Source organism: Pseudomonas sp. Pseusp97, from assembly GCF_047304025.1.
Lineage (GTDB): Bacteria > Pseudomonadota > Gammaproteobacteria > Pseudomonadales > Pseudomonadaceae > Pseudomonas.
Genome location: NZ_JBGLYK010000096.1, coordinates 1 through 19,842 on the forward strand (window position 1 = coordinate 1; position 19,842 = coordinate 19,842).

The 19,842-nt window shown below is 66.9% G+C and carries 23 protein-coding genes; 3 read left to right on the top strand and 20 right to left on the bottom strand.

Going from position 1 to position 19,842, the window contains the following annotated elements; genetic code table 11:
- The 13 genes from ACCC94_RS16635 to ACCC94_RS16695 form a co-directional block, all read right to left on the bottom strand.
- Positions 1 to 1,199 (bottom strand): TPM domain-containing protein (locus tag ACCC94_RS16635; RefSeq protein WP_413350578.1); only part of this gene is annotated, 1,199 nt, incomplete at its 3' end.
- Positions 1,200 to 1,286: 87 nt separating this feature from the next.
- Complete coding sequence (gene flhB / locus ACCC94_RS16640) at positions 1,287 to 2,423, bottom strand: flagellar biosynthesis protein FlhB (protein ID WP_413350579.1); 1,137 nt, start codon at positions 2,421 to 2,423, stop codon at positions 1,287 to 1,289.
- Positions 2,423 to 3,199 (bottom strand): flagellar biosynthetic protein FliR, encoded by a 777-nt coding sequence (gene fliR / locus ACCC94_RS16645; RefSeq protein WP_413350580.1) that lies wholly within the window; start codon positions 3,197 to 3,199, stop codon positions 2,423 to 2,425. Before fliR ends, flhB begins: the two co-directional genes overlap by 1 nt.
- Positions 3,199 to 3,468, bottom strand: a complete 270-nt coding sequence (gene fliQ / locus ACCC94_RS16650) for a flagellar biosynthesis protein FliQ (protein WP_236173932.1) — start codon at positions 3,466 to 3,468, stop codon at positions 3,199 to 3,201. Before fliQ ends, fliR begins: the two co-directional genes overlap by 1 nt.
- Positions 3,469 to 3,574: 106 nt before the next feature.
- A complete protein-coding gene (fliP, locus tag ACCC94_RS16655; RefSeq protein ID WP_413350598.1) occupies positions 3,575 to 4,285 on the bottom strand; it encodes a flagellar type III secretion system pore protein FliP in 711 nt (236 codons plus the stop codon).
- Positions 4,286 to 4,362: 77 nt separating this feature from the next.
- Positions 4,363 to 4,839 (bottom strand): flagellar biosynthetic protein FliO, encoded by a 477-nt coding sequence (gene fliO, locus ACCC94_RS16660; protein ID WP_413350582.1) that lies wholly within the window; start codon positions 4,837 to 4,839, stop codon positions 4,363 to 4,365.
- A gap of 1 nt (position 4,840) precedes the next feature.
- Positions 4,841 to 5,311 carry a flagellar motor switch protein FliN gene (fliN, locus tag ACCC94_RS16665; protein WP_017520288.1) on the bottom strand — a complete coding sequence of 157 codons (471 nt, stop codon included), beginning with the start codon at positions 5,309 to 5,311 and terminating at the stop codon, positions 4,841 to 4,843.
- 22 nt (positions 5,312 to 5,333) lie between these two features.
- Positions 5,334 to 6,305 carry a flagellar motor switch protein FliM gene (gene fliM, locus ACCC94_RS16670; RefSeq protein WP_413350584.1) on the bottom strand — a complete coding sequence of 324 codons (972 nt, stop codon included), beginning with the start codon at positions 6,303 to 6,305 and terminating at the stop codon, positions 5,334 to 5,336.
- Between the two features lie 9 nt (positions 6,306 to 6,314).
- Positions 6,315 to 6,836: a flagellar basal body-associated protein FliL gene (fliL, locus tag ACCC94_RS16675; RefSeq protein ID WP_413350585.1), complete on the bottom strand. Its 522-nt coding sequence runs from the start codon at positions 6,834 to 6,836 to the stop codon at positions 6,315 to 6,317.
- A gap of 462 nt (positions 6,837 to 7,298) precedes the next feature.
- On the bottom strand, positions 7,299 to 8,591 hold the full coding sequence (locus ACCC94_RS16680) for a flagellar hook-length control protein FliK (protein WP_413350586.1): 1,293 nt from the start codon (positions 8,589 to 8,591) through the stop codon (positions 7,299 to 7,301).
- A gap of 66 nt (positions 8,592 to 8,657) precedes the next feature.
- Positions 8,658 to 8,999 carry an Hpt domain-containing protein gene (locus ACCC94_RS16685; RefSeq protein WP_413350587.1) on the bottom strand — a complete coding sequence of 114 codons (342 nt, stop codon included), beginning with the start codon at positions 8,997 to 8,999 and terminating at the stop codon, positions 8,658 to 8,660.
- A gap of 55 nt (positions 9,000 to 9,054) precedes the next feature.
- The gene (locus tag ACCC94_RS16690; protein WP_413350588.1) at positions 9,055 to 10,752 is read right to left on the bottom strand and encodes a SpoIIE family protein phosphatase; all 1,698 of its coding nucleotides are present in this window, start codon (positions 10,750 to 10,752) and stop codon (positions 9,055 to 9,057) included.
- Between the two features lie 28 nt (positions 10,753 to 10,780).
- On the bottom strand, positions 10,781 to 11,086 hold the full coding sequence (locus tag ACCC94_RS16695; protein WP_081519284.1) for an STAS domain-containing protein: 306 nt from the start codon (positions 11,084 to 11,086) through the stop codon (positions 10,781 to 10,783).
- Positions 11,087 to 11,337: 251 nt separating this feature from the next.
- Here ACCC94_RS16695 and ACCC94_RS16700 point away from each other — a divergent pair, with 251 nt between their 5' ends.
- The 3 genes from ACCC94_RS16700 (at position 11,338) to ACCC94_RS16710 (ending at position 13,780) form a co-directional block, all read left to right on the top strand.
- Entirely contained in the window at positions 11,338 to 12,054 is a 717-nt protein-coding gene (locus ACCC94_RS16700) for a TorF family putative porin (protein WP_413350589.1), read from the top strand.
- Positions 12,055 to 12,312: 258 nt separating this feature from the next.
- A complete protein-coding gene (locus ACCC94_RS16705; RefSeq protein ID WP_413350590.1) occupies positions 12,313 to 13,113 on the top strand; it encodes an AraC family transcriptional regulator in 801 nt (266 codons plus the stop codon).
- Between the two features lie 49 nt (positions 13,114 to 13,162).
- Positions 13,163 to 13,780, top strand: coding sequence for a LysE family translocator (locus ACCC94_RS16710; protein WP_413350591.1), 618 nt, complete (start codon positions 13,163 to 13,165; stop codon positions 13,778 to 13,780).
- A gap of 4 nt (positions 13,781 to 13,784) precedes the next feature.
- Here ACCC94_RS16710 and ACCC94_RS16715 read toward each other — a convergent pair whose 3' ends face one another.
- From ACCC94_RS16715 to ACCC94_RS16745, 7 genes are all read right to left on the bottom strand, one after another.
- Positions 13,785 to 14,438, bottom strand: coding sequence for a DUF1345 domain-containing protein (locus ACCC94_RS16715; RefSeq protein WP_413350592.1), 654 nt, complete (start codon positions 14,436 to 14,438; stop codon positions 13,785 to 13,787).
- Complete coding sequence (locus ACCC94_RS16720; protein WP_413350593.1) at positions 14,426 to 15,262, bottom strand: aminoglycoside phosphotransferase family protein; 837 nt, start codon at positions 15,260 to 15,262, stop codon at positions 14,426 to 14,428. Before ACCC94_RS16720 ends, ACCC94_RS16715 begins: the two co-directional genes overlap by 13 nt.
- Before the next feature lie 52 nt (positions 15,263 to 15,314).
- Positions 15,315 to 15,758 (bottom strand): flagellar export protein FliJ, encoded by a 444-nt coding sequence (fliJ, locus tag ACCC94_RS16725; RefSeq protein ID WP_413350594.1) that lies wholly within the window; start codon positions 15,756 to 15,758, stop codon positions 15,315 to 15,317.
- Between the two features lie 145 nt (positions 15,759 to 15,903).
- Positions 15,904 to 17,259 (bottom strand): flagellar protein export ATPase FliI, encoded by a 1,356-nt coding sequence (gene fliI, locus ACCC94_RS16730; protein WP_413350595.1) that lies wholly within the window; start codon positions 17,257 to 17,259, stop codon positions 15,904 to 15,906.
- Positions 17,249 to 18,046, bottom strand: a complete 798-nt coding sequence (gene fliH / locus ACCC94_RS16735; RefSeq protein WP_413350596.1) for a flagellar assembly protein FliH — start codon at positions 18,044 to 18,046, stop codon at positions 17,249 to 17,251. Before fliH ends, fliI begins: the two co-directional genes overlap by 11 nt.
- Position 18,047: 1 nt before the next feature.
- Positions 18,048 to 19,064, bottom strand: coding sequence for a flagellar motor switch protein FliG (gene fliG / locus ACCC94_RS16740; protein ID WP_017520274.1), 1,017 nt, complete (start codon positions 19,062 to 19,064; stop codon positions 18,048 to 18,050).
- On the bottom strand, positions 19,057 to 19,842 hold a 786-nt coding region (locus ACCC94_RS16745), incomplete at its 5' end, for a flagellar M-ring protein FliF C-terminal domain-containing protein (RefSeq protein WP_413350597.1). The genes ACCC94_RS16745 and fliG, both read right to left, overlap by 8 nt.

Consider the following 19,842-nt stretch of genomic DNA (forward strand, 5'->3'; position numbering starts at 1 on the left):
AAGCGGGATACTTCAGGATTCTGGCGGTGGGTGTCGGCCTTTGCGCCGCCCTGCCCCGCCGCGAACACCACCAGCCCCGGCAGGCACATGAAGGGCAGCACCAGCAGCCAGTTCAGCGGAGCCGTCGGAGCACCGGCGAAGAAACCGATCAGCAGGTACAGGCCGAGGAATATCGCCATGCGCCAGTAGAAGGCCTTGTGCCCGGCCGGCGCCTGGGCGGCCCTGCGACCGTTGCGCCCCTTGCGAGGTCCGCGCCAGACGTCGCGCATCATCGAGATCAGCAGCCACCAGAGGCCGATGACCATCAGCACCGCCAGCGGCGCAGCCAGCGCATAGACCCAGAGCAGGCCGCCGAAACGCGGCGTCAGGAAACCGAGCAGGATGCAGTAGGCAATCAGCCCCAGTACGCCGTAGAACACCACCCGAGCCGTCCACAGCGCACCGAAGGTGGCGCCGCCGACCAGCAGGCAGATCGGCGTGACGGCAACCAATCCCAGGGCATCCTTGCCGCCGGACAATAAGGCCACCAGCACGACCACCAGCGCGCAGAACGCCAGTGCGCCGCGCCAGCCCATCCGCCGCGCGGCGAGCAGAACGCCACCTGCCCCGCCGGCCACGAAGGAAGCCAGCAGCAGCCAGGCCTCCAGCGGGAACCTGAAAGGCTCGGCGACCGGTTCCGGCAGTTCCTCGCCATCGACCAGCAGGATCAGCGCATCCACCGCCGACTCGATGCCGCCGGCGTAGTCGCCCTCGCGGAAGGCCGGCGCCATGCGCTCACGGATGATGCGCCCGGCCAGCACATCGGGAATCGCTCCTTCCAGGCCATAGCCGACCTCGATGCGCATCCGGCGGTCATCTTTCGCCACCACCAGCAGCACGCCGTCATCCACGCCCTTGCGGCCGAGTTTCCAGAGGTTGAACAGCTGGTTGGAGAAGGCCTCGATGCCCATCTCGCCGACGGTGGGCAACATCACCACGGCGATCTGCGCACCACGCCGATCCTCCAGGGCCTTGAGCTTGTCGATCAGACGCGATCTGGCGGCGGCGTCGAGCGTGCCGGTGACATCCACCACGCGCTCATTCAACGGCAGCGCGACGGCGCCGTCGGCAGGTTCGGCAGCCCAGGCGAACGGCGCACCCAGCAGGCAGAGCAACAGCCAGAGCGCGAAGCGCAGGCCGGCGAAGGAATCCCTGAGCATGAAACTTTCCTTGATTGGACAGGCCGCCCGGAACCTTCCGCACCGGGCGCGAGCCGACCATCCTACTGCATGGATGGCGCCAGCAGGTCACTCGTCGCGACGCAGGTCCGGCGGGATCGGCAGGTCCGGCATCGGTCCCGGGCGCTTGCCCTTGCCGGCGCGGAACTGCTTGAGCTGGTAGACGTAGGCCAGCACCTGGGCCACGGCGAGGTAGAGGCCGGCGGGGATCTCGTGGTCGAGTTCGGTGGAGTAGTAGACCGCCCGCGCCAGGGCCGGCGATTCGAGCACGGTGACCTTGTGCTCCTGGGCGATCTCGCGAATCTTCAGCGCCATGAAGTCGTTGCCCTTGGCCAGCAGCTTGGGCGCGCCGGTGGCGGCCGGGTCGTACTGCAGGGCCACGGCGAAGTGGGTCGGGTTGGTGATCACCACGTCGGCCTGGGGCACCGCCTGCATCATCCGCCGGTTGGCCATCTCGCGCTGCATCTGGCGGACCTTGGCCTTGACCTCCGGCTTGCCCTCGGAATCCTTGTACTCGTCCTTGACCTCCTGCTTGGTCATCATCAGCTTCTGGCGGTTGTCCCAGAGCTGGTACGGCACGTCGAAGGCCGCGATCAGCATCAGGCTGCAGGCCAGCCAGAAGGCGCTCCAGCCCACCACCCTGGCGCAGTGGATCAGCGCCTGTTCCATGGGCTCGTGGGCCATGGCGATCAGGTCGTCCTGGTCGGACTTGAGCACCAGGATCGCCACCGCCAGCACCACCGCGAACTTCACCAGCGCCTTGGACAGCTCCACCACCGAGCGCACGGAGAACATGCGCTTGAGCCCTTCCAGCGGATTCATCCGGCTGAACTTGGGTGCCAGCGCCTCGGCAGAGAACAGCCAGCCACCCAGCGACACCGGCCCGATCAGCGCGGCCGCCAGCAGCACCGCAAGGATCGGCCAGACACCGTCACCGGCAATCTTCGCCGCGGCCACCAGCAGGTTGAGCATGCTGTCGCTGTTCATCACCGTCGCGCGGTCCAGTTCGAAGCTGCCGCGCATCAGGCGCATCAGCGCGTCGGCCAGGTTGGCGCCGTACATCAGCAGCGCACCGGCGCCGGCCACGAGCACGGCCAGGGTATTCAGCTCCTTGGATCGCGGCAGCTGCCCTTTCTCGCGCGCCTCCCGGCGCCGTTTCTCTGTGGGTTCCTCCGTCTTGTCTTCGCTGCTGTCGTTCTCGGCCATCAGCGGGCCCTCACGAGTTCGCGAAGCAGTTGCAGCCCTTCGCTGGCGAGCGACTGGTACTGCGACAGGATATCGGCGCTGCCGATCCAGACGATGATGAAGCCCATGATCAGGGTCAGCGGGAAGCCGATCGAGAAGATGTTCAGCTGCGGCGCGGCGCGGGTCATGGCGCCGAACGCCAGGTTGACCACCAGCAGCGCGGTGACCGCCGGCAACGCGATGATCAGCCCCGCGCCTATCACCCAGCCGAGCTTGCCGGCCACGGTGATCAGGTGATTGCCCGACAGCCCCTCGCCCACCGGCAGGGTCACGAAGCTCTCGGCGAGCACCTCGAACACCACCAGGTGGCCATTCATGGAGAGGAACAGCAGGGTCACCAGCATGGTGAAGAACTGCCCGAGCACCGGCACGGAAATGCCGTTGGTGGGATCGATCATCGAGGCGAAGCCCAGGCCCATCTGCATGGAGATGATCTGCCCGGCGATGACGTAGGCGTGGAACATCAGCTGCAGGGCGAAGCCGAGCATGGCGCCGATGAGTATCTGCTCGCCGATCAGGAACATGGCCTTCATGCTCAGTGCATCGACCTGCGGCATCGGCGGCAGGCTGGGCACCAGCACCACGGCGATCGCCAGGGACAGATAGAGGCGCACGCGCGTGGGCACCAGCTGGGTGCCGAAGATCGGCATCACCATCAGCAGGCTGGCGATGCGGAACAGCGGGAACAGGAAGGACCCGATCCAGCTGCCGATCTGCGCGTTGCTGAGCTCGAGCATCAGCCGATCAGCGTGGGGATGCTGGTGATCAGGTTCTGGGTGTACTCCATCAGCTGCCGCAGCAGCCACGGCCCCAGAACGATGAGGGTGACCAGCACCACCAGCAGGCGCGGCAGGAAGCTCAGGGTCTGTTCGTTGATCTGCGTGGCCGCCTGGAACATCGCCACCACCAGGCCCACCAGCAGGCTGGGCACGACCAGGATGCCGACGATCATGGCGGTCAGCCAGAGCGCTTCGCGGAACAGGTCCAGCGCGACTTCGGGGGTCATGGTTGCTCCTCGTGTTCGGCAGCCCGTAGGAGCGAGCTTGCTCGCTAACCGCAATGGCGCCAGAGCTTCGCGAGCAAGCTCGCTCCTACAGAGACAGGAAGCATCGCTACACCGTCCCGAAACTGCCGGCGAGCGTGCCGATGATCAGCGCCCAGCCGTCCACCAGGACGAACAGCATGATCTTGAACGGCAATGAAATGATCAGCGGCGAGAGCATCATCATGCCCATCGCCATCAGCACGCTGGACACCACCAGGTCGATGATCAGGAACGGAATGAAGATCATGAAACCGATCTGGAACGCGGTTTTCAATTCGGAGGTGACGAACGCCGGCACCAGGATGGTCAGGGGCGTGGCGTCGGCGCTGGGGATATCGGTGCGCTTGGACAGGCGCACGAACAGTTCCAGGTCCGACTGCCGGGTCTGCGCCAGCATGAAGGCCTTGATCGGCCCTTCGGCGCGGCTGATCGCCTCCTGGGCGGGAATCTGCTCGTTCAGGTAGGGCTGCAGCGCGGTGCTGTTGATCTTGTCGAACACCGGCGCCATCACGAACATCGTCAGGAACAGCGCCAGGCCCACCAGGATCTGGTTCGACGGCGTGCTCTGCAGGCCCAGCGCCTGGCGCAGGATGGAGAAGACGATGATGATCCGGGTGAAGCTGGTCATCAGCATGACGAACGCCGGGATGAAGCTCAGCGCGGTCATGATCAGCAGGATCTGCAGGCTGACTGAGTACTCCTGCTGCCCCTGCGGGTTGGTGGTCACAGTGATCGCCGTCAGCTGCGTCGGATCGGCGGCGAAGGCCTGCGGCGCCATCAGCGCCAGCAGGGCCAGGAGCAGCGGCGCACAACGCTTGAGCGCGCCGAGCAGAACGGAAGTCGTCGGCGAACGGGTCACTGCGGGCGGCCCTTGTCCTTGTTCAGCAGTTCCAGCAGGCGCTGGGCGAATTCCGGTTGCGCCGCTTCCGATTCGGCGGCGTGTACCGGCTGGCGCATGACGTGCAGCGGGGTGATGCGCCCCGGCGTCAGGCCCAGCAGCACCTGCTCCTCGCCCACCTGCACCAGCACCAGCCGATCGCGTGGGCCGAGCGCCTGGCTGGAGATCAGGCGGATCGCCTGGTTGCTGCGCGGGCTGACCTGCTGCACGCGGCGCACCAGCCAGGCCAGCAGGAAGATCAGGCCGACCACCAGCACCAGGCCCAGCAGCAACTGCATGAGCTGCGCACCGGCGCTGCCAGTGATGATGCTCGGCGTGGAACTGGCATGCACGATGGCCGGGGTGGATGCCGGCGCCTTGGCCTCCTCGCCCAGGGCGAAGAGGGACAGCCCCAGCAGCGGCAGGGCAACGAGCTTCGCGAGCAGGCGGGCCATATCAGCGCAGCTTCTTGATGCGTTCGCTGGGGCTGATCACGTCGGTGAGGCGGATGCCGAACTTCTCGTTCACCACCACCACTTCGCCGTGGGCGATCAGCGTGCCGTTGACCAGCACGTCCAGCGGCTCGCCGGCCAGGCGATCAAGCTCGATCACCGAGCCCTGGTTGAGCTGCAGCAGGTTGCGGATGCTGATGTCGGTATGGCCGACCTCCATGGAGATGGTCACCGGAATGTCCAGGATCACATCCAGGTTCGGACCTTCGAGGCCGGCGATGGTCGGCGCCTTGGGCGCCATGCCGAATTCTTCCATCGGCGCGCGCGGTGCGGCCGGGACCACCGGCGTAGCGCCGCCCTGGGCCATCAGCGCGTCGATGTCGTCCTGGTTGGCATCACCCGACTCGGAGAGCGCCGCGGCCCACTCGTCGGCCAGCGCCTGTTCTTCGGGAGTTACGTTTTCTTCGTCTGACATGGTGGGTCCTCTGGGGATTCGCTCAGCGCGGGCGCACGAGCGGATCGAGAATCTGCAAGGCCAGGTTGCCCTTGTGCGAACCCAGCTTGACCTTGAAGGAAGGCACGCCGTTGGCGCGCATGATCATGTGCTCGGGCAGCTCCACCGGGATCACGTCGCCCGGCTGCATGTGCAGGATGTCCCGCAGCTTGAGCTGGCGGCGCACGACCGTGGCGCCCACCGGCACGTTGACGTCGAGGATGTCCTCGCGCAGGGCGTTGATCCAGCGCTCGTCCTGGTCGTCCACGTCGGACTGGAAGCCGGCGTCGAGCATCTCGCGGATCGGCTCGATCATCGCGTAAGGCAGGGTGATGTGCAGGTCGCCGCCGCCGCCGTCCAGCTCGATGTGGAAGGTGGAGACCACCACCACTTCGCTGGGGCTGACGATGTTGGCCATCGCCGGGTTCACCTCGGAGTTCACGTACTCGAAAGTGATCGGCATCACCGCGTGCCAGGCTTCGGCGAGGTCGACGAAGGCCTGCTCGATGACCATGCGCACCACCCGCAGCTCGGTGGGGGTGAACTCGCGGCCCTCGATCTTGGCGTGACGGCCGTCACCGCCGAAGAAGTTGTCCACCAGCTTGAACACCAGCTTGGCGTCGAGGATGAACAGCCCGGTGCCGCGCAGCGGCTTCATCTTCACCAGGTTGAGGCTGGTGGGCACGTACAGCGAGTGCACGTACTCGCCGAACTTCATCACCTGCACGCCGCCCACGGCGACATCCGCCGAACGGCGCAGCAGGTTGAACATGCTGATGCGGGTGTAGCGGGCGAAACGCTCGTTGATCATCTCCAGGGTCGGCATGCGGCCCCGGACGATGCGGTCCTGACTGGTCAGGTCGTAGGACTTGATCGCCCCCGGCTCGACGTCGGACTCGGTTTCCACCAGGCCGTCGTCGACGCCGTGCAACAGCGCGTCGATCTCGTCCTGGGAAAGTAGATCCTGCATGGCCATGGCGGATACCTACTGCAATACGAAATTGGTGAAAAGCACTTGCTCCACGGTCAACTGACCGGTGGCTTTCTTCGCCAGTTCCTGAAGGCTGCTGGTCGCCTGCTGGCGCAGCATCTCCTTGCCGACCGGCGTCACCAGGTTGTCGAAATTCTGGCTGGAGAACAGCATCACCAGCTGGTTGCGCACCAGCGGCATCTGCTCGCGCAGGGCGTCCATCTGCGCCTGGTCGCGGCCCATGAGGGCGACGGCCACTTGGAGATAGCGCTGGCGGCCGTTCTGATTGAAGTTGACCACGAAGGATGGCGCGAGGATTTCGTACACCGCCTGCTTCTTCGTCGGCTCGGCGTGTTCCGCGGCCTTGGCCTCGGCTTCGTCGGGCTTGGCGCTCTTGTGCAGGAAGAACCAGGTACCGCCCACCGAGGCACCCACCGCCAGCAGGAAGGCCAGGGCGATGAGGATGATGAGCTTCAGCTTGCCCTTGCCGGGCGCCTGGCCATCGGGGAGAGAAGGCGTCTGTTCTTTCTTGGCCATGCCAATATTCCGTCACATTTGCGGCGCGATGCGCTGATACCGGGGTAGCAGCAAGGGCTGTGCCAGATTGGAAATGTCCGACTGGCGCCGCCGCGGATATTACAGGCTAGACGGAGGATGTCACGGGGAGGAGTAAGAATTTTCCTCTGAGCCGGACAGGTCTGGAGTTGAGGCGGTTCGCGAGCAAGCTCGCTCCTACAGCCCGCCTGAGATGCCGAGCCAGCTTTTCGTAGGAGCGAGCTTGCTCGCGAACACAGGGAAAACTCGGCGCTCGGGCCTGGTCCTCTCCCCGGCCCTGGCTGCGCGCCCCGCTTCGAACGGAGAGAGCTATTCGTGCCGTGCCAAGTGATGTGCCATCCGGCGAAGGCCGATCTTGCAGCGCACTCCGAACGAGCCCCCTCTCCCTTCAGGGAGAGGGTTGGGGAGAGGGGGCTCTCAAACCTGCGCCCGCCCCCCACCCGATCACGCGTAGTAATCCACCAGTCCCCTGCCCTGCGCCGCCGTCTGCGGGCGGATTTCCGACATGCCACTGATCATCGGCTCGTCATCACCGCTGTCGGAGCCGGCCACGCGTCGCGAACCGCCACGCTCGTCGCCCTGCTGCTGTTGCTGCCAGCCACGGGCGGACTGATCGGAGACGTTGACGTCCAGCTGGCCCATGCCCTGCTGGCTGAACATCTCCCGCAGGCGGTGCTGCTGGCTGTCCAGCGCTTCGCGCACGCCGGCGTTGGCGCTGATGAAGTTCACCTGGGTCTGGTCGGCGCTCATGTGGATGCGCACCTCCAGGCGACCGAGGTCGGCCGGGTCCATCTGGATCTCGGCGGACTTGAGGTTCTGCGAGGACATCCACATCACCCGGTCCACCACCTGGTCGGTCCAGCCGTTCTGCTGCACCGACACCGGCTGTCCCGGCACCAGCGGGTTCACCGGCCGGTTGGTCATGGCCTGCGGCGTGTTCAGCGCCTGGGTCAGCGAGTCCAGGCGCGCGGCGAAGGAGTCGTTGCGCGGCGCTTCCGGCTTGGCTTCCACCTGCAGTTCCGGCAGTTGCTGGCTCAGGTCGCCGCCCGCCTGCAGAGCCGCTTCGGCCAGCTTGCCCTCTGCGCTTCTGGCGGTGGCATCCGGGTTCAGCGCGGCCAGGGCAGCGGAAAGGTCCGGCTTGGCCTTGCCGTCCACCGGCGCGTCAGCCTTGGCCTTCGCCGCCAGGTCACCGGCGACCTGCGTCTGCTGCGCCTGCTCCTGAGCACCGGCGATGGCACCCGGCAGGACGTTGAGCTTCTCCAGGTCGCCGTCGGTGCTGGCCGCGGTCTGCTGGCCGACGCCGCTGCTGATCACCAGCGGCGGCGCCTCGGTGGCCGGCAGTTGCCCGGTCATGCCCAGCATCAACAACGGGTCGAGGGTCGCCTCGGGCTTCTCATCGCCGTCGGCCACCTTGCCCGCGTCCGCCTTGCTGGCGCCGTCGGCCGGCAAGGCCTTGCCGTCTTCGGCAACCGCTGGCTTGTCGGCGGCAGCGGCGTCCTTGGCATCGCTGGCTGTGGAGTCCTTGTCGGCACTGTCCCTGGGCTTGTCGGCCCTGGCCTTGGTCGCCTTGTCGGGGCGCTCGCTGGCAGCCGGACGCTGCTCCTGGGCATAAACGTCGGCGAAGCTGGAACCCTTGTCATTGCTGGTGTTCGGCGAATTCTGCGCAGGCTTGGAGACCGCCGCCTTGGGCCTGGGGTCAGGCGTGGGCGTCAATAAAATATCCGGGGCGACAGCCATCGGAGTTCTCCGTTGATGTGAATATCCAACACGGAGATAGCAAGGCGCGGGCCAACTCGGAAAAGCTCAGGGGCGACCGGGCAAAAGCAGGGTGCGGACGATGGTGAATTCGTGCTCGACCTTGGCGATCAGGCCCTGCGCGCTGGCCAGGTCATTGTGCCGCGCCGCCTCTTCCAGGCGCTTGCACAGGCTGCTCAGCACCGCTGCGCCCATGTTGCCGCAACTGCCCTTGAAGCTGTGCGCGGCATGCCGCAGGGCCGGCGCGTCGGCGGCGGCGAAGGCCTCGCGGATGCTGCGCAGGCGCTCCTCGGAGTCGCTGAGGAAGGTCTCGACCAGCAGCGGATACTCGTCTTCCATGATCGACAGCAAATTGCTCAGCACGGCGCCATCGAGATGCGGCTCGGACATGGGGCACTCCCTGAAGGACGGCTCGCCACCCTTGGGGGGACAAGAAGGCTACCGATTATGCCTGAGCCGACCAGAAGAACTCCACGGACACCGCCTTGCCATCACCCGACCACTGGCAACGGTCGGCCAACTGCCGGACCAGCGTCAGGCCGCGCCCGCAAAGGCTGCCCGCGGCCTTCTGCGAAGCCAGCACCGCACCCACGTCGAACCCCTCGCCGCTGTCCTCGACCCGCACCAGCAGCCGCCCGCCGTCGCCATGGGGAGCGAGGTCGACATGGAAGCGCACGAAGCCGTCGCGCAGGGTCACCAGGCGTTCGCTGCGTTCCTGGTAATAGCGGGCGAAACCGGCGGCGTCGCACTTGAGCGTGGAATCCAGGCCCATCACGCCGTGTTCCAGCGCGTTGGAGTAGAGCTCGGCAAGCACGGTGTAGAGCGCGCCGCCGCGCGGGCGCAGGTCGTGCACCTCCATCAGCAGCTGCAGCAGGAACGGCAGCGGATTGAAGTTGCGCAGGGTCGGCGCACGGAACTCGAAGCTGGCGGACCAGTCCAGCGGGCTGCTCAGGCCGTTGTCGGAGAACGCCAGCGGCGGCCGCTGCAGCGAGTCCTCGGGGACCAGCGCGATCTCCAGCATGCTGACGTCGTCCTGAGCCTCGCCGCGAAAACGCGCCACCGCCGCCTGGATGCCGTCGAACAGGCGCGAGGCCGCGTGCCCCTCGCCGAATACCTGCAGCAGGCGCTCCTCACCGAAGGCGTCGCCGGTCGCGTTGCGCGCCTCCAGAACGCCGTCGGAGAAGAGGAACACGCGGTCGCCCTCCTCCATCGCGTAGACCTCGAAGTGGTCGCTGAAGGCGGCCGCATCGAGGATGCCCAGCGGCAGATGGCGCGACACCAGAGGTTGCAGCTCGCCGCCGCCGTGGCGGTGCAGATAGCCGTTGGGCAGGCCGCCGTTCCACACCTCCACCAGGCCGCGCTGGAAGCTCAGGTTGAGCATCGCCGCGCAGCAGAACACGCCCACCGGAAGGATGCGCTTGAGCTTGGCGTTCATCTCGCGAAGGATGTCCGCCATCGGGTAACCCTTGGCGGTCATGCCGTAGAACACCTCGGCCAGCGGCATGGCGCCGATGGCCGCCGGCAAGCCGTGGCCGGTGAAGTCGCCGAGCAGCACGTGCATGCCGCCCGAGGGCTTGAACGCGGCCAGCAGCAGGTCGCCGTTGAACAGTGCGAAGGGCGATTGCAGGTAGCGGATGTTCGCCGCATTCAGGCAGCCCGAATGCGCCACCTTGTCGAACACCGCCTTGGCCACCCGCTGCTCGTTGAGCAGGTGTTCGTTGTGCCGGGCGATCAGGTCGCGCTGCTCCAGCACCATCCGCTGCAGGTGATGCAGACGCCCCATGGCGCGAATCTTGGCTTCGAGGATGACGCGGTTGTAGGGCTTGGAGAGGAAGTCGTCGCCGCCCGCCTCCAGGCTCTGCACCAGCGCCTCGGGCTCGCTCAGCGAAGTGAGGAAGATGATCGGCACCAGCTCTTCGCCAGCCTGCCGGCGAATCCGCCGTGCCGCCTCGAAGCCGTCCATCACCGGCATCAGCGCATCCATCAGCACCAGCTGCGGGCGCTCCTGGGCGAACTGCGCCAGGGCTTCCAGACCGTTGGCGGCGGTGATCACGCGATGCCCCTGGCGGCTGACGATGGTCGACAGCAGCAGGCGATCGGCAGCGTTGTCGTCGGCGATCAGGACGGTGAGGAGTTCGGACATGGCCGTTGCCACTGCAGCGCGCGCCGCGTCAGCTGATCTTGAACAGCTGCTCGAAGTTGGAGATGGACAGCACCTTGCGCACGTCCGGGTTGCAGTGCGCCAGGCTGATCTGCGCACTTTCGCCGCCAGCGTGGTCGCGCAGCAGCAGGAGCATGCCCAGCGCCGAGCTGTCGAGGTAGGTGGCGCCCTTGAGGTCCACCACATAGCGCTTGGGGGTCGTCTCGACGCGCTCGTAGGCGTTGCGGAACTCCTGGTGTGCGCCGAAATCGAAACGCCCCTGGACCACGATGGTGAGCTCCTGCCCGTCAGCGGAGGGTACGGAAGTGATGGCCATGGGATTCTCCTTATCGATCGATGGTCGCGCACGAGCTTGAAGATGTAGCAGTTAGCGATGACAGGGGCAACCTCGGCGAACGATGGGAAACCGCCTCGCCAGACCGGTCGGGCGTGCGCCGCGAGGGTCGATTAATGGACCACCGGTCGACACAGGCACGACGAATGCCTTTACCCTTTTACCCGTGCGACGCAGAGCGAAGGCTCACCAGAGGCCTTGGAAGGGTCGCGCCAGGCAAAGACGGGGGGAGCATGTCCAAGTCCATACTCATCGCGGCCTGCGTATTCTGCGCGGCGTCGTACGCGAACGCCCAGGTGATGCAGCGCGACCTGGGCGATTTCGAACTGCGGTTCGCCAACTCGCCAACGCGCAGCATGGCCCAGGGGCTGGTGCAGCCGGGTCAGGCCAACAGCGCCCAGGGCGGCCTCGACATCACCCACGGCAGTGGCTGGTACGTCGGCAGCTGGACCTCGAACCTGGAGCAGGAAAAGCCGCTGGAGATCGACAGCTACGCCGGCTACAAGCATCCGCTGGGCGACGGCAAGCTGGGCTACGAACTGGGCACCCTGCGCTACAGCCGCCCGGAACAGCCGGACTATGACAGCCAGGCGCTCTATGGCGGCCTCTCGGTATTCGGCAGCCGTCTCGGCGCAGCCTACAGCGCCCAGGCCGGGCGCAGCACCGCCACGCTGTACACCGACCTCGGGGTACAACCGGAACTGGGCTTCGACGTGACCTTCAAGTACTCCGCGTACAGCCTCGCCTCACCGGTGAGCCTGGACAGCGGCGGCAGCGTCAGCGGGTTCGGCGACTGGTCGGTGAACTTCAGCCGCCCGTGGAAAGGCGTCGACCTGAACTTCTCCTACAGCGGCAGCAGCCTCACCGGCGGCGACTGCAGCGCCTACTCCGGGCACAACGCCTATTGTGATTCGGCGTTCATGCTCAAGGCCTCGCGGCCTTTCTTCTGATTTCAGATTTTGCGCGGAGGCCCCAGCCCGACGCGGCAGAAAGCAACCTGTAGGAGCGAGCTTGCTCGCGAACGTCTCGGCTGCGGATCTGCAGAGGTTCGCGAGCAAGCTCGCTCCTACACAAAGGCGCCGCCATGCTTCTGTGCGATAGGTGATGGGCAACACCACGCGCCCCTGAAATAGTCAATTTCATTCAAGATCGCTCCTGTGCCAGGGGCTACTCTGCCTATCACCCTCCGCTCCCGCAGGCCCACCCCAATGCTGCACCAAGTGATCTGCACCACGAACGCCCTGCCCGGCCTGCGCAGCGTCGAGATACTCACGCAGCGCAGCTTCCCGCGCCACGCCCACGACGAGTTCGGCATCGGCGTGATGCTCGAAGGCGGGCACCGTTCCTGGAGCGGACGCGGCCAGGTCGAAGCGGGGCCTTGCGACATCATCACCGTGAGCCCCAATGAACTGCACGACGGCATTCCCTTGCGCGGTGCGTCGCGTCGCTGGTGGATGCTCTACGTCGAGCCGACCCTGCTGGCGGAACTGGCCGGCGCGGAGATGGCCCGGCGCGAATTCACCCTCCCCGCCCTCGCCGACCCGCAACTCGCCCGGCGCATTGCCCGCCTGCTGCAGCTCCTGCCGGGCGCTGGTGTGGACGAAGCCAGCGAAGGGGTACTCGACCTGTTCGGCGAGCTGCTTGACCAGCGCCTCGATACGAGCGCGGCGCCCCTGCCGTCCCGCAGCGTGGCACGCATGCTCGAACGGATTCACGACGACCCGCGCAACGCTCCCGCACTGGCGGAACTGGCCGGCATCGCCGGGCTGACGCCCTACGCGGCGCTGCGTCGGTTCCGCCGCGAAACGGGCACCACGCCCCATGCCTACCTCCTGCAGTACCGCGTGCGACAGGCCCACAAGGCCATCGCCGAGGGCCGCACACTGGCCGACGCCGCCCTGCTCACCGGCTTCGCCGACCAGTCGCACATGACCCGCGCCTTCGCTCGCCAGCTGGGGCTGACACCGGGGCAATGGCGCTCGTCGCTCAGGCACCCGCCAGCGCCCTGATTGCGCTGGCCTCACGGCCCCACTTCTTCCACACAGGAAACCCACGGGAATGAACGCAGAATTCCTGCTGACGGCGTTCGTCGTCGTTTTGCTACCCGGCACCGGCGTGCTCTACACCCTGGCTGTCGGCCTCGGCCTGGGTTCCCGCGCAGCCAGCCTCGCGGCGCTGGGCTGCACGCTGGGCATGGTTCCGCAATTGCTGCTCGCCACTTTCGGCCTGTCGTTGATCGTGCAGGCCAGCGCGGCCAGCTTCCAGGTCATCCGGCTGCTGGGCACGGCCTATCTGCTGTTCATCGCCTGGCAGGTTTTCCGCGGCAGCGGCGCCCTGGCGCTGGATTCGGCCAGCAGCCCGCGCAGCACCCCGCAACTGGTGGGCACCGGGCTCTGGCTAAACCTGCTCAACCCCAAGCTCGGGCTGTTCTTCCTGGCCTTCCTGCCGCAGTTCGTGCCAGCCGGCAGCGAAGACGCGCGAGCGCTGTTCCTGATGCTGGGCCTGGTGTTCGCACTGATGACCTTCATCGTGTTCATCGGCTACGGGCTGCTGGCGTCCTGGGTGCGTGATCATGTGATCGGCCGTCCGGCGGTGATGACGCTGATCCGCTGGAGCTTCACCCTCGCCTTCGTCGTGCTGGCGCTACGGCTGGCCGTCGAGGCGCTGCAGCCCTGACTCGCTAGCCGAGCAGCCCCGCGCCCAGGTTGATCGCCAGCCCGAGAATCGCAGTGTTGAACAGGAAGCCGATCACCGAGTGCGCCAGCACCACCTTGCGCATCGAGCGTGAGGCGACTCCCACGTCGGAGGTCTGCACCGCCACGCTGAGGGTGAAGGAGAAGTAGAGGAAGTCCCAGTAGTCCGGGTTCTTCTCGCCCTCGGGGAAGCGCAGCACCGGCTCCGCCGCATCGGCCGAGTAGAACTGGCGGGCGTAGTGCATGGTGAAGATGGTGCCGATGAGGAACCAGGAGCCCAGCACCGTGCTGGCGGTGAAGGCGTAGCGGACGATCCTCTGGCTGTCGTCGGCGTGCCCGGCGGTGGCCAGCTCGACGATGATAGCGCCGAGGCTGGCCAGGGCGGCAACGGTGACCAGCACCAGCACGGCCTCGGCGTTCTCGTCCTCGATCTCGGCCAGCCGGCGCACATCCTCGGGCGCCGCGCGCAGAGCCAGCCAGCCGATCAGCAGCACATAGAGCCAGGCCATGCAGTTCCAGCCCAGCAGCACGCGGGGCATGGGCGCCAGCGGGTAGCTTGCCAGCGCCACCAGCGCGCCGACGATCACCGAAGCGACCAGCCGCGGGTGGGTGCGCAGCAGCGCGCGGTTCAGGCGCAACATGCGCTGCGGTCCAGTTCGGCGGCGGCCAGGTGCGCCACGGCCAGGTCGCTGTCGGCAGCCATGCCGTCATCAAGGAACCAGGCGGCGGAGAGACCGGCGAAGGCCAGGACCCATTCCAGCAAACGACGGCGATCGACGCCGGCATGCTCGACAATCACGTCCAGCTGGCGGAGAAAGCGCGTGCGCTCGCGGGAAGTCGGCAGGTCTGGGTTGCACAGCAGGTTGGCATAATCGAAAAGCCGTTCGCCCTGCAGGCGCTTGGGGTCGATGGCCAGCCAGCCGCGCGGGCCGAAGTCGAGGATATTGTCGTGGTGCACGTCGCCGTGCAGCACGCTGCGGTCCTGCTCGCTCGCAAGCAGCGCGTCAGCGGTTTCCAGGCAACGCGGGAACAGGCCGCCATAGCGCGGGGCAGCCGGGGCGAGGTCGCGGAACCACTGACGCAGACCGAGCAGCTCCGGCAGCGGCCGGTCGCGCGGCAGGTGCAGACGCTGCACCACGTCGCAGACGATGCGGCTGGCCTCGTCGTCCTCGCCATGCAGCGCCATGTGCATCAGCGAGCGCTTGCCTTCGGCACGTTCCAGCAGGATCGCATCGCCTTCGTGGGCGAACACCCGGGCCGCACCCTCGCCGTCCCACCAGCGCATGACTTGCGCACCGCCCTGCTCGTCCACGTCCAGCGCGACCTTGATCATCGCTGCGCGCCCCTGCCAGCGGACCGGCAGCAGATGGCTGGCATGGGTGATGATGGGCTCGCCTTCCGGGGTCAGTTCCCAGAGGCTCAGCAGGTGCTGGAAGTCGACAGGGCGCGGTGGTGGAAGCGGCATGGACGGGTTTCCGGTCAGGGTGCGAACCGGAGCCTATCACGGCCACCGGCTGTCAATCGGAGGAAGGTTTCAGGCGCTGGGCGAATTCGTCGAGCTGCTTCTGCTCGTACTTGTCGGCAGCCAGGCGCGCCTCCTCGCGGTAGCGCTCGACCAGCTTGCGCAGGCCCTCCAGGCGGGCGTACTTCTCCTGCCAGGCGACGCGAGCCTTGTCGACGATCCCCTGGTGCCAGTCCACCGCGCGGTTCTGCTGTTCCACCGCGCCTTCGAGCTGCGAAAGGAAGCGCTGGTAGTTGATCAGCCACTGGCCGCTGACGCCCTGCTGGCCGTTGCGGATCCACTGCTGCTGGTAGTCGTAGCGGTAGCGCTCCAGCTCGGCGAGCTTGCGCTGCGCCTGCTGCAATTGCCCCTGCACCTGGCCGAGCTGGCGCGCGGTTTCGCGCTCGGCCTTGAGCGCCATGTCCACCACCGGGGCGAGGCGTTCGGCGCGGCGGTTCATCGGCTCACTCCATACCGTAGGATGGGTGGAGCTTGCGATACCCATCGATCCAATGCACAGCAGTTCCCGGTGACGGCGTGCCCGAGACAGCATGGGTATCGCTGCGCTCCACCCATCCTACGCAAAGCATTTCCCGGACGCTTCATCAGCCGGCCTTGCCGCTGACGACCGCGTCCAGCAGCAGGCGGCTGTCGTCGAGGTTCTGGCTCTCGTCCAGCGCCTGGCGCAGGAACTGGCGCATGACCGGGAAGCGCTGGATGGCCAGGTCGGTCTCCGGATCGCCGCCGGCCACGTACGCGCCGACGCTGATCAGGTCGCGGCTCTGTTGATAACGCGACCACAGCTGCTTGAAGCGCTGGGCGTCGCGCAGGTGTTCGGGCGTGGTGACCTGGGGCATCACCCGGCTGATGGAGGCCTCGATGTCGATGGCCGGGTAATGGCCTTCCTCGGCCAGCCGGCGCGACAGCACGAAGTGGCCGTCAAGCACACCGCGCGCGGCGTCGGCAATCGGGTCCTGCTGGTCGTCGCCCTCGCTGAGCACGGTGTAGAAAGCGGTGATCGAGCCGCCGCCCTTCTCGCCATTGCCGGCGCGCTCGACCAGGCGCGGCAGCTTGGCGAACACCGAAGGCGGATAGCCCTTGGTCGCCGGCGGCTCGCCGATGGCCAGGGCGATCTCGCGCTGGGCCTGGGCGTAGCGGGTCAGCGAATCCATCAGCAGCAGGACGTTCTTGCCCTTGTCGCGGAAATATTCGGCGATACGGGTGCAGTACTGCGCGGCGCGCAGGCGCATCAGCGGCGCGTCGTCTGCCGGCGAGGCAACCACCACGGAACGCTTGAGGCCTTCCTCGCCGAGGATGTGCTCGATGAATTCCTTCACCTCGCGGCCCCGTTCGCCGATCAGCCCGACAACGATGATGTCGGCCTTGGTGAAGCGGGTCATCATGCCCAGCAGCACGGACTTACCGACGCCGGTACCGGCGAACAGGCCCAGGCGCTGGCCGCGGCCGACAGTGAGCAGGGAATTGATCGAGCGGATGCCGACGTCCATCGGCTCATGGATCGGGTCGCGCGCCAGCGGGTTGATGATCGGGCCATCCATCGGCACCCAGTCTTCGGCGCGCATGCCACCCTTGCCGTCCAGCGCACGGCCCACGCCGTCGAGCACCCGGCCGAGCATGGACATGCCCATCGGCAGCCGGCCGGAATCCGGCAGCGGCACCACGCGGGCGCCGGGGGCGATGCCGGCCAGGCTGCCCACCGGCATCAGGTAGATCTTGCTGCCGGCGAAGCCCATGACTTCGGCTTCCACCTGCACCGGGTGATAGCCGCCGTCGTTGATCACCTGGCAGCGGCTGCCCACGGCGGCCTGCAGGCCCTCGGCCTCCAGCGTCAGGCCGACCATGCGCAGCAGGCGGCCTTCCACCACCGGCTGCGCCGGCAGGCTCACGGCGTCGCTGTAGCCCTGCAGACGGCGAGCGAAGCTGACGCGGTCAAGGCGCATCGGTGTCGCCCTGGCTGGCGTCGAGGTTCACGTGCAGGTCAGGCTCCAGGGCGTGGGTCGCCTGGTCGCGCTGCTGCTCGAAGAGCTGCTTCACAGCCTGGGCCAGGCGCGTCTCGACAGTGGCGTCGATGCGCGAATGTTCGGTCTCGATACGGCAGCCGCCTGGCAGCAGGCCATCGTCCTCGATGATCTTCCAGCTTTCCTCATGGCGATCGCGCAGGGCCTTCACCAGTTCGAAGTCCTGCGGATTGACCTGGATGCGGATGTTGCTGGCACCCATCGGCAACAGCTTGAGCGCTTCGCGCAGCACCAGGCGGATCTGGCTGGAATCGGTGGCCAGTTCACGCTGTATCACCTGGCGCACCACGTGGGTCACCAGGTTCAGCATGCCCTGCTCGAGCATCTGGTCCTGCTCGGCGATGGGGTCGAGCAGGTGCGACATCAGGGTCTCGAGGTTCTGCAGGCGCGGTTGCAGCGCCGCGTCGGCTTCCTGGCGCGCCTTGAGCTGGCCGGCATGGAAGCCGTCCTTCTCGCCGGTGGAGAAGCCCTCGTTGTAGGCTTCCTGGCGGATCGCCTCGAGCTCCTCGAGCGTCAGCGGCTTGACCTCCTCCTCCGGCACTTCCTCGATCTGCGGCTGCTCCGCCACTTCCGGCTCGGGTTCCGGCTCGGGTTCCGGCGCCGGCCGCGCCGGGTCGAAGCTGGGCAGCGACCAGCGGTCGAAACCCGCCACATCGCGGGCGCGGATCAGCTCGCTGAGTTTGTCTTCATCCTTCGCCGGCGGGACCACGTCAGATCATCTCCTCGCCGCCCTTGCCACCCAGCACGATTTCGCCGGACTCGGCCATGCGCCGGGCGATGGTGAGGATTTCCTTCTGCGCGCCTTCCACTTCGCTGACGCGCACCGGGCCCTTGGCCTCCAGGTCGTCGCGCAGCAGCTCGGCGGCACGCTTGGACATGTTGCGGAAGATCTTCTCGCGGATCGCCTCGTCCGAGCCCTTCAGGGCCAGCACCAGCACGTCCGAGGACACCTCGCGCAGCAGCGCCTGGATGCCGCGGTCGTCGACGTCGGCCAGGTTGTCGAAGACGAACATGAGGTCTTCGATCTGGCCGGACAGGTCCTCGTCGACTTCGCGGATGGCGTCCATCAGCGCGCCTTCGACCGAGCTGTCGAGGTAGTTCATGATGTCCGCCGCGCGCTTCACGCCGCCCATGGTGGTGCGGGTGGAGTTGGCGTTGCCGGCGAACTGCTTCTCCAGGATCAGGTTCAGTTCCTTGAGCGCGGAGGGCTGCACGGTGTTGAGCGAGGACACGCGCAGGATGATGTCCAGACGCACCTTGTGGTCGAAGTGGCTGAGCACCTCGCCGGCCTGGTCCGGGTCGAGGTAGGCGACCACGATGGCCTGGATCTGCGGGTGCTCGTAGCGGATCACGTCGGCCACGGCGCGCGGCTCCATCCACTTCAGGCTGTCCAGGCCGCTGGTGTTGCCGCCCAGCAGGATGCGGTCGATGAGGTTGTTCGCCTTGTCCTCGCCCAGGGCCTGGGTGAGCATCTTGCGGATATAGCTGTCAGCGCCCACGCCCAGGCTGGTCTGGTCGCCGACGATCTCGACGAACTCGCCCATCACCTGCTCGACCTGCTCGCGGTGCACGTTGCGCATCTGCGCCATGGCCACGCCGACCTTCTGCACTTCCTTCGGGCCCATGTGGCGCAGCACCTGCGCGGCATCGGTCTCACCCAGGGAGAGCAGGAGGATGGCGGCCTTGTCGACCTTGTTCAGTTTGGCGCTCATGCGGGCTTCACTCATCGGAATTGATCCAGTCCTTCACTACCTGGGCAACACGCCCCGGGTCCTGGGCGACCAGTGTCTTGATCGCATTCAATTGTGCATCGTACCCCTCGGACGGGCTGGGCAGCAGGATGCTGGCCGGGCCGCCGAGGCTCACGCGGTCTTCGGACAGCTCGCCCTCCAGACCGCCCAACTCGCCCAGGCCGCCTTCGCCTGCTGCGCCGCCGGCCACCAGGGCCTTGCTCTTGTTGCCCGACAGGTTGTTCAGCACCGGGCGCAGCACGCCCAGCACCAGCACCAGGATGAAGACGATGCCCAGCACCTGCTTGACCACGTCCCAGAACCAGGGCTGCGAGTAGAACGGCGGCGTGGCAATTTCGTCACCCAGTTCCGGAGCGAACGGCGCGTTGATCACGCTGACGCTGTCGCCACGGCTGGCGTCATAGCCTACCGCGTCCTGCACCAGGCGGGTGAAGCGGCCCAGCTCGTCGGCGGTCCAGGGCTGGTGGCTGACTTCGCCGGTCTTCGGATCGGCGATCACGCGGTCATCCAGCACCACCGCGACGGAAAGCCGGCGCAGGCGACCCTGCTGCTGCTTGGTGTAGCTCACCGAGCGATCCAGCTCGTAGTTGCGGGTGTTCTGCGCGCGCTTGTCGGTCGGGTACGGGGCCAGCTCCGGCTTGCCGGTCTTCGGATCGATGATCGGCTGGCCGTTGGCGTCCTTCAGCGGCTGGCCCGGCGCGACGAAGTCGGACGGGGCGCTACCGCCGGTGGTCTGCGGCGCGCTGGCCGGCGC

What these genes read in the sequence shown, in the direction of transcription:
- ACCC94_RS16700 (WP_413350589.1), top strand. Translation starts at nt 11,338, where the DNA reads ATGTCCAAGTCCATACTCATCGCGGCCTGCGTATTCTGCGCGGCGTCG.
- ACCC94_RS16685 (WP_413350587.1), bottom strand. Translation starts at nt 8,999, where the DNA reads ATGTCCGAGCCGCATCTCGATGGCGCCGTGCTGAGCAATTTGCTGTCG.
- ACCC94_RS16695 (WP_081519284.1), bottom strand. Translation starts at nt 11,086, where the DNA reads ATGGCCATCACTTCCGTACCCTCCGCTGACGGGCAGGAGCTCACCATC.
- ACCC94_RS16710 (WP_413350591.1), top strand. Translation starts at nt 13,163, where the DNA reads ATGAACGCAGAATTCCTGCTGACGGCGTTCGTCGTCGTTTTGCTACCC.
- fliP (WP_413350598.1), bottom strand. Translation starts at nt 4,285, where the DNA reads ATGGCGCCGCAGGCCTTCGCCGCCGATCCGACGCAGCTGACGGCGATC.
- fliN (WP_017520288.1), bottom strand. Translation starts at nt 5,311, where the DNA reads ATGTCAGACGAAGAAAACGTAACTCCCGAAGAACAGGCGCTGGCCGAC.
- ACCC94_RS16715 (WP_413350592.1), bottom strand. Translation starts at nt 14,438, where the DNA reads ATGTTGCGCCTGAACCGCGCGCTGCTGCGCACCCACCCGCGGCTGGTC.
- flhB (WP_413350579.1), bottom strand. Translation starts at nt 2,423, where the DNA reads ATGGCCGAGAACGACAGCAGCGAAGACAAGACGGAGGAACCCACAGAG.
- fliL (WP_413350585.1), bottom strand. Translation starts at nt 6,836, where the DNA reads ATGGCCAAGAAAGAACAGACGCCTTCTCTCCCCGATGGCCAGGCGCCC.
- fliJ (WP_413350594.1), bottom strand. Translation starts at nt 15,758, where the DNA reads ATGAACCGCCGCGCCGAACGCCTCGCCCCGGTGGTGGACATGGCGCTC.
- fliI (WP_413350595.1), bottom strand. Translation starts at nt 17,259, where the DNA reads ATGCGCCTTGACCGCGTCAGCTTCGCTCGCCGTCTGCAGGGCTACAGC.
- ACCC94_RS16720 (WP_413350593.1), bottom strand. Translation starts at nt 15,262, where the DNA reads ATGCCGCTTCCACCACCGCGCCCTGTCGACTTCCAGCACCTGCTGAGC.
- ACCC94_RS16705 (WP_413350590.1), top strand. Translation starts at nt 12,313, where the DNA reads ATGCTGCACCAAGTGATCTGCACCACGAACGCCCTGCCCGGCCTGCGC.
- ACCC94_RS16690 (WP_413350588.1), bottom strand. Translation starts at nt 10,752, where the DNA reads ATGTCCGAACTCCTCACCGTCCTGATCGCCGACGACAACGCTGCCGAT.
- fliQ (WP_236173932.1), bottom strand. Translation starts at nt 3,468, where the DNA reads ATGACCCCCGAAGTCGCGCTGGACCTGTTCCGCGAAGCGCTCTGGCTG.
- fliO (WP_413350582.1), bottom strand. Translation starts at nt 4,839, where the DNA reads ATGGCCCGCCTGCTCGCGAAGCTCGTTGCCCTGCCGCTGCTGGGGCTG.
- fliR (WP_413350580.1), bottom strand. Translation starts at nt 3,199, where the DNA reads ATGCTCGAGCTCAGCAACGCGCAGATCGGCAGCTGGATCGGGTCCTTC.
- fliM (WP_413350584.1), bottom strand. Translation starts at nt 6,305, where the DNA reads ATGGCCATGCAGGATCTACTTTCCCAGGACGAGATCGACGCGCTGTTG.
- fliG (WP_017520274.1), bottom strand. Translation starts at nt 19,064, where the DNA reads ATGAGTGAAGCCCGCATGAGCGCCAAACTGAACAAGGTCGACAAGGCC.
- ACCC94_RS16680 (WP_413350586.1), bottom strand. Translation starts at nt 8,591, where the DNA reads ATGGCTGTCGCCCCGGATATTTTATTGACGCCCACGCCTGACCCCAGG.